6 protein-coding genes and 1 tRNA gene are annotated in these 7,477 nt (G+C 53.1%); 6 read left to right on the forward strand and 1 reads right to left on the reverse strand.

Annotation, left to right across the window (positions count from 1 at the left end; genetic code table 11):
- The first annotated feature begins 513 nt into the window (after positions 1-513).
- The gene (locus LLG96_15540; GenBank protein MCE5251621.1) at positions 514-1,785 is read left to right on the forward strand and encodes a hypothetical protein; all 1,272 of its coding nucleotides are present in this window, start codon (positions 514-516) and stop codon (positions 1,783-1,785) included.
- 215 nt (positions 1,786-2,000) lie between these two features.
- Here LLG96_15540 and LLG96_15545 read toward each other — a convergent pair whose 3' ends face one another.
- Entirely contained in the window at positions 2,001-2,531 is a 531-nt protein-coding gene (locus LLG96_15545; GenBank protein MCE5251622.1) for a helix-turn-helix domain-containing protein, read from the reverse strand.
- Positions 2,532-3,187: 656 nt separating this feature from the next.
- On the opposite strand from LLG96_15545, the gene LLG96_15550 reads away from it, so the two are divergent.
- The 5 genes from LLG96_15550 to LLG96_15570 form a co-directional block, all read left to right on the forward strand.
- Positions 3,188-4,462: a 2-hydroxyacyl-CoA dehydratase family protein gene (locus LLG96_15550; GenBank protein MCE5251623.1), complete on the forward strand. Its 1,275-nt coding sequence runs from the start codon at positions 3,188-3,190 to the stop codon at positions 4,460-4,462.
- A 4-nt stretch (positions 4,463-4,466) separates the two neighbouring features.
- A complete protein-coding gene (locus tag LLG96_15555) occupies positions 4,467-5,231 on the forward strand; it encodes an acyl-CoA dehydratase activase (protein ID MCE5251624.1) in 765 nt (254 codons plus the stop codon).
- A gap of 46 nt (positions 5,232-5,277) precedes the next feature.
- Positions 5,278-5,371: transfer RNA gene (locus LLG96_15560), tRNA-Sec, on the forward strand.
- A 12-nt stretch (positions 5,372-5,383) separates the two neighbouring features.
- Positions 5,384-6,805, forward strand: a complete 1,422-nt coding sequence (gene selA, locus LLG96_15565) for an L-seryl-tRNA(Sec) selenium transferase (protein MCE5251625.1) — start codon at positions 5,384-5,386, stop codon at positions 6,803-6,805.
- 480 nt (positions 6,806-7,285) lie between these two features.
- Positions 7,286-7,477, forward strand: a 192-nt coding sequence (locus LLG96_15570) for a hypothetical protein (protein ID MCE5251626.1), incomplete at its 3' end; no start/stop codon positions are given.

The following is a 7,477-nucleotide window of genomic DNA, read 5'->3' on the forward strand; positions in this document are numbered from 1 at the left end:
AGTTACGGTCGAGGTCCCCGCATGGCAACGCGTTTTTTTATCATGGCCATCCTCCATTTTTTTAAGAACACTTTTTTTATATGTTACTTCCTTTGCGTGCCCAAAGGAAGTAACCAAGGAAAGGGCACCCCGCGAAAAGCCTTTTTCCACGGTCACGGCCCGTTTTTCGGGAATGTGTGAACTCACGAGCCTTCGGCTCGCTCGGACAGCACCCATTCTTTTTCCGAAAAACGCTTGTGACCGCGGGGCTTTTCAATGGGGTTTATAAATTCACAGTCTTTAAGCGGGCGGTAAAAAAGTGTCTTTTTCACGCGCCCGATAATGAAATATATTGTTTTGTTGCTGTCAAGGGCATGTAAGCTTGTTCCCGAATCATTAATCGGGGATCGGCACTTTGTGCCGCCCCTTGACAGCCAAAATTCAGACACGTAGAATTTTACACCACGCTTTTAATGGTCTATATTCTATTTATAATCAACGTATTACAATACAATTTATCGTGGATTTTTAGGGATGGCCAGTTTTTTATCCGTTTATAAATACCACGCGAGATTTATCCTGCTACTCGGCGCTTTGTGTATACCGGTAGTGCTGAATACCTGTTCCGGTGACAAGCCTGAACATGCTCTCAGGAACACGGTGAAGTGTACGGTCATACCGGAATACAGGCGAACAATGAAAAAGGTGGCGGTCTCCCTTGCGAACGGAAATACGACGCTCGAAATGCAGCGTGACCTGCTCGACAGCCTTCCCGGATATGCACGGATTGTTGTGCTCCTTCCTTGGAGCAGTGTGACAGCGGTCTCGGAGGAGTTGAAAAACGCTCCCTGGGGCGCACGGACAGAGCTGGTCACCTTCGAGCCCGATATCCGTGATCACGGATTCTTTCATTTTCTTGCACAGGGAAGGGATAACCTCGCCCGTGAACAATTGAAGAAACCCCTGGCGGTGCAGCAGGGGACACGGTGGGCGCAGGACCTTTTCGAGGTCGGGATACTGCCCGGCGGGACACTGCGGCTCTTTGTCCCGCAGGTGCACGTATGCTTCTGGACCGCCGCCAGCGATACCGACCGTAACCCGACAGGCGACAACGAGTTCGTCAACAGTCTTTCCTCGACGGAAATGGATGTTGCAAGGCTTCCCATCGCTTTTACCGGGGGAAACATTCTGTTCGGAGAAAGCGGCGGCAGGCGGATCGCCCTGTGCGGACGGGACAATGTCAGAGACACCCGGAAGATAAACGATTCATTCCGTGACTGTGTGGTTCCGGAATCGGCGTTTACGGATGTCATCCGAAACACGTTCGATGTCGACGATGTCATAATTATCAGCGCACAGGACATCCCGCAGCCGACACTCCTGTACCATCTCGATCAGGCGGTCGTTTTCCTCGATGACGGCGTTGCGGGGATCACAAAACCTGTCGGAGAGTATCCGCAGAATCCGAAAGCCCTGGCGCGTATCAGGGAAGCTGCGGCGTATCTGGAAGAGGTGCGTACGGTATTGACTGATCTTGGTTACCGGCTCATCGACATCGATACATCCATCGACAATATTCTCCGCTACGAATACTACGCCAATGCAATTCCCTTCATCAACGCGGATACCGGTGGGAAAACTCTGCTCATGCCGGTGTTTTCGGATCAGCCGGTTCAGACCGACAGCGAGATAGTGAGCGGAAACATCGCCCGTTTCGAATCGCTCGGTTACACAGTCATAACCGTACCCTCGCCCGCACAGGCATTCAAGGGCGGACCGCACTGCCTCATGAATGTAATCGAATAATCGGGGGAAAACGCTTGAACACTGCCTGCCGAAACAGGCAGTAGATAAGCCAAGCCTTATTATTACTCCGTCGAATAATAATGTTAATGATACCAATACTTGGGATAGATGCCGAAACAAGTCCGGCATGACGTCATCCGATGTCATTGTTTAATCACCGAAGCAATAATGTAATCGGGAAGCCGTGGTAAACGCAGCCGTGGAGCGGAGACGCATCAGGAATCTTCAGGATTTTCTGCCATGCCCATCTTTTTAAGAAACAGATCGTGCGTCCTGAGTGTCGATGCGATCTTGAGAATGAGCTTCCTCTCGGCCGGGCGGACCTTTTCGAATTCATGAACGAGTGATTCCGCTGCCTTGAGGAGACGGCTGTCCCGGATTTTCGGAAGGGAATCGTCGCCGCCATCACCGGAATCGCCATCGCCGAGCATGGATTTCAGCATGATGATTTCCTGTTTCAGCTCATCGATGCGGATGTCTTTTTTGAGTATCTCACGGTCGAGGCGGGCGGTGATATCGTCAAAATCTTTCCTCGTTACATAATCCGCCACATTCAGCGGGCTCCTGCGCTTCACTCCGGGAAGCTTATCAAGGGAAATGGGTGGGAGAATCCGGAGTTCCTTGTGACGTTTGCCGCTGATCCACTTATGATTCAAACGGCCCTGTTTGCAGTAGCGCTGGATCGTTCTCGGCGATACCCCGAGTTTTTCTGCCGCTTCCGTAACCGTGAAAAATTCATCGACCATATGTCCCCCGCCAGAAGAATAAACAGTGTCATGCATCATAATAATATAGTAACTGTTCCTTTTATGCAAATAAATTCTCAATTGTATAACGAATATGAGGTGATAATTCATCAGTTGAGGGATTAAAGGCAGACCCTCCTGCCTCTTGAACCGGGATTTACAGGATTAAAAACGGATGGCCACGATGATAGAAATCCGGGTAATCATGTATAATCGAGGTAATCCCGGTTCCAGCTTTCCCGTGTGATGATATTATCCATTCTGCCTGTTGTCATTCCCAAAAAAACATGAACCTGGATTTTCGGGATTAAAAACGGATGGCCACGATGATAGAAATCCGGGTAATCCTTCAATAATCGAGGCAATCCCGGTTCCGGCTTCCTTTGACTGCATGACCAACTCTGTTTCCTTCTGCTCGTCGTCGCTCCCGGAAGGCAGAGAGATAAAAAAGCCTCCCCGGAACAGAGCTCCGAGAATTTTTTCTCGAATACTTCATTTACTACTTGACTTTTGAGCAGTCTACGGGTACAATTAGGTAAAAGATGAGCGCAGTTCCCTTTTTTTATCAGGGGTTCCAAACTACAAACAACCATCTGTAATGTGTATTTTCCCGCAAAAGCAGTTTTGACGGGAGCAGTAAAAAACAGGAGCTTGTTATGAATCAACACACACAGTTATGGACCGATCTCGGGCTCGATGTGCCGCTTCACGAGAAACTTGTCGATTCTCTCGGCGCACGGTACGGCGAGATCATCATGAGCCAGAAAAACCGGCCCAGGGGTATGGGCTACTTCGACGAGGCCGTTCATGAATCCCACGGCGGCCGTATCCAGGAGATTGTGGACGCAAAACGTCAGGGCGCGAAAATGATCGGGACTTTCTGCATCTACGTTCCCGATGAGCTCATCCTTGCCGCAAACGCAATCCCCGTGGCGCTCTGCGGCGGAACAGCCTTTTCGATCCCTTACGCCGAGAAGATGTTTCCCCGCGATATCTGCCCGCTCGTTAAATCGACCCTCGGTCTCGCTTTTTCCAAGACCTGTCCATTTGCTCCCATCAAGGACATGGCGGTGGGGGAGACAACATGCGACGCGAAGAAGAAAACCTGGGATATACTGTCACAGCGGGTCAATTTTCATGTGATCGAGATACCGCAGAAGAAGACGGAGCAGGGGAAAAGCCTCTGGCTGCAGGAAGTTCGCGCTTTCAGGGACCGTATCGAGAAACTGACCGGAAATACCATAGAATACGGCGTGCTCAAGGATAAAATACGCCTCATGAACCGTAAGCGCCTGCTCCTCAAACAGTTAAATGAACTCCGCATGCTCCCGGAACCGCCAATCAGCGGAAAGGACGCGCTTGTCGTGATGCAGGTGGCGCTCTTCGATGAGCCCGAACGTTTCTGCACGAAGCTCGAAGTGCTCATCCACGAGCTGCAGGAGCGTGTCAAGAATAATGTCTCCCCCTTTACTCCGGGAGCGGCGCGGTTCCTTGTGGCAGGCAGCCCGAGCGTCATGGGCAACTGGAAGGTTCATCACATTGTCGAAACCTCGGGCGGCGCTGTGGTATGCGATGAAAGCTGCACCGGCACGCGCTACTTCGAGCATCTCGTGGACGAGGGCGGCGGGACAGTGGATGAGCAGATAGAAGCCCTTGCGGAACGGTACTTCTCCATCGACTGCTCATGCTTCACTCCCAACACCGAGCGTATCGACCATATCGTGGAGCTCGTAAAAAACTACCACGTCGACGCCGTTGTGCAGTATATTCTCCAGTATTGCCACACGTACAATATCGAGGCTGTCCGTGTATCCGGTGCGCTCAAAAAGGCCGGTATTCCGTCGATTGTCATCGAAACCGACTACGGCGAAGAGGATGAGGGACAACTACGCACGCGCATCGAGGCTCTGCTCGAAAGCGTGAAAGGCTGAACCGATGTCTGTACACACGAAGTCGGCCATCGGTATCGATATCGGTTCCCGCATGACCAAAATAGTACGCATCTGCGGAGGAACAGTCACCGATGCCGAGATGTTCGACACCGGTCACAATCCGCTCGTGGAACTGAGCGCGGTGATGCGAGGGCTTAATGGAGATATCGTCGTAGCCACCGGATATGGGCGGAAGCTTGTGCAGGCGCCGTTTTCCTGCGGGGCAGTGACCGAGATAAAGGCATGCGCGCGCGGAGCCCGGCACCTCTGCCCGGACTGTGACAGCGTGATCGATATCGGCGGGCAGGATACGAAAGCCATCGAGCTCGGTAAAAACGGCGGCTTCGGCAGATTCGAGATGAACGACCGGTGCGCGGCGGGTACGGGGCGATTCCTCGAGGTGATGGCCTCGGCTCTCGGTTACACAATTGAAAATTTTGGCGAAGAAGCGCTGAGCGCAGACATGCCGGTGCATGTCAACAGCATGTGCACCGTGTTCGCCGAATCGGAAGTTGTGTCGCTCATCATGCGCGGAGAGGACAGACGCCGTATCGCCCTGGGCCTTCATATGGCGACAGTTCGTCGCGTTGCGGCCATGGCGTCCCGTATTACGGTCGGCGGCAGGATTCTGTTTGCGGGAGGTGTCGCGAATAATCCCGGTATCGGCGCCTTGCTTCGCGACGAGCTGTCATGCGAACTGGTGGTTCCCGAACGGCCCGAGTTCGTTGTCGCCCTCGGCGCGGCGCTCATCGGCCTGCAAGGAGTTTGAGTGAAACAATCGGATGTGGGAAAACATATATCTCATCATGAGGGGTGGAGGTGAAGGGGACCCGGTGGTCCTCACGGTCTTCAAAACCGTCGTGCCACTTAACAGTGACGGGTGGGTTCGACTCCCATTCACCTCCGCCAGTTTGAAACGCCATGGGTAAAAAAGTCAATAAAACAACCGGTCATGACGATCCGCGAAGTCGTCTTGTCTCCGTTTCCGCGCTTCTGGAAGAACCCGCGATCAGGGCAATGATCGTGGAATATTCCCGTCCCGCGGTTCTGGACGCCATACACGGTGTGCTCGACCGTCTCAGGAATCGGGCTGCTCAGGACCAGGAACTCCCCGGAACCGGCGATATAGCGGAAGAAATTCGCGCGGCACTCGCCGGGAGCGAGTCCGAACGCCTTCGGCCCGTAGTCAACGCAACCGGCATCATTCTCCATACCGGTCTCGGGAGGGCGGTGCTTCCAAAGCGGGCAGCAAATGCCCTTGCAGGCCTCGACCGCTGCTGCAACATGCAGATCGACCTCGAAACGGGGAAACGGGGCAAACGGAACTTCATGACCGAGCGTCTTCTTCAGAGGCTTACCGGCGCCGAAGCGGCCATGGTCGTGAACAACAATGCCGCGGCAACGCTCCTCATCCTTGCGGCGCTCTGCGCGGGGAAGGAAGTCATCATCTCGCGCGGACAGCTCATCGAGATCGGCGGTTCATACCGTCTGCCCGACTGTATCCGTCACAGCGGCGCGGTCATGGTCGAGGTCGGCACGACCAACAAGACCCATCTCTACGATTACGAGCGCGCGCTCACCGAAAACACGGGCATGATTCTCCATGTCAACCCGAGCAACTACAGGATCGTGGGATTTTCGGAACAGGTGCCGATCGGCGATCTGTTACGGCTCAAGAAAAAGCAGCCGGTGCTCGTTATGGACGACCTTGGCTGCGGAGCGCTGGTCAACATGGCGCAGTATGGCCTCCCGGACGAGCCGACTGTCCCGGAGAGCATAGCCGCGGGTGCAGATATCGTCTGCTTCAGCGGAGACAAGCTTATCGGCGGTCCCCAGGCGGGAATCATTGTGGGGAAAAAAGACCTCATCGCCGCGATAAAGAAGCACCCCCTGACCCGCATGCTCCGTGTCTGCAAGCTGACCGATCTCGCCCTCGAACAGACGCTCCGGCTGTTCCTCGAACCCGAAAGATTGCCCGAAGTCCATCCGACCTACCGCATGCTGACCGTTCCCCTCGAAACCCTCAGGAAACGTGCCCTGTCGCTCAAAAAGAAAATCGACGGAGTTCCGGGCGCTCTCCATGTCCGGGTTGTCGAAGGCGAAAGCGAGACCGGCGGCGGGTCCATGCCGGCAGTTCCGATAAAAACATGGGTACTGGCAGTGCGCGCGGGCAACCTTTCACCCGACCGGCTGAGCTTTCTGCTCAGGCAGCATGAACCGCCGGTCATCGCCAGAATACGAAACGACGAGGTGCTGCTCGACATGCGCACCATACTGGAAGGCGAGGAAAAAATCGTTCTCGGCGCGCTGGAAGATATTAACCATTCGAAGCCTTTAAAATAATGAAATAAATGATGTTTGTATTGATTATTGGTTCCCTTTTCCCGGCAGGGGAGAAGCAGAGATGAGAGTAATTACCCTCACCCGCGATCCCTCTCCCGTAAACAGAAGAGGGAAGAAAATCATTATATCAGGCATTCATACGTTTTTATAGATAATTATCCTGAGAGGGCTGTGAAAAATTTTTTTTCACGAGCCCCATGACGAAATGTGTTGTTTCGGCGCTGCCAAGGGCATGTAAATCGGCACTTCGTGCCAACCCTTGACAGCTTATATCCACGCTTACAGACTTTATCTCAAGGCTTTAGATGTTACTTCCTTTGCTTGCCCAAAGGAAGTAACCAAGGAAAGGGCACCCCGAGAAAAGCCTTTTTCCCCGGTCACTGCCCGTTATTCGGGAATGTGTGAACTCACGAGCCTACGGCTCGCTCGGACAGCACCCATTCATTTTCCGAAAACCGGTTGTGACCGCGGGGCTTTTCAATGGGGTTGAAAAATCAGAAACTACAAAGGGTGTTATTACATAAAAAAAGTCATCGTGGATTTTTTGGGGGGGAGCAAGGTGAAGCTGTTCCGGCCAGCACCCATTCTTTAAGAACACTTTTTTTAGGTGTTACTTCCTTTGCTTGCCCAAAGGAAGTAACCAAGGAAAGGGCACCCCGAGAAAAGCCTTTT

It is taken from the genome of bacterium (genome assembly GCA_021372535.1).
In the GTDB taxonomy this organism is placed as follows: domain Bacteria; phylum Latescibacterota; class Latescibacteria; order Latescibacterales; family Latescibacteraceae; genus JAFGMP01.

Excerpts from the sequence above, each read along its gene's own strand:
- LLG96_15540 (MCE5251621.1), top strand. The coding sequence starts at position 514 with ATGGCCAGTTTTTTATCCGTTTATAAATACCACGCGAGATTTATCCTG.
- LLG96_15545 (MCE5251622.1), bottom strand. The coding sequence starts at position 2,531 with ATGGTCGATGAATTTTTCACGGTTACGGAAGCGGCAGAAAAACTCGGG.
- LLG96_15550 (MCE5251623.1), top strand. The coding sequence starts at position 3,188 with ATGAATCAACACACACAGTTATGGACCGATCTCGGGCTCGATGTGCCG.
- LLG96_15555 (MCE5251624.1), top strand. The coding sequence starts at position 4,467 with ATGTCTGTACACACGAAGTCGGCCATCGGTATCGATATCGGTTCCCGC.
- selA (MCE5251625.1), top strand. The coding sequence starts at position 5,384 with ATGGGTAAAAAAGTCAATAAAACAACCGGTCATGACGATCCGCGAAGT.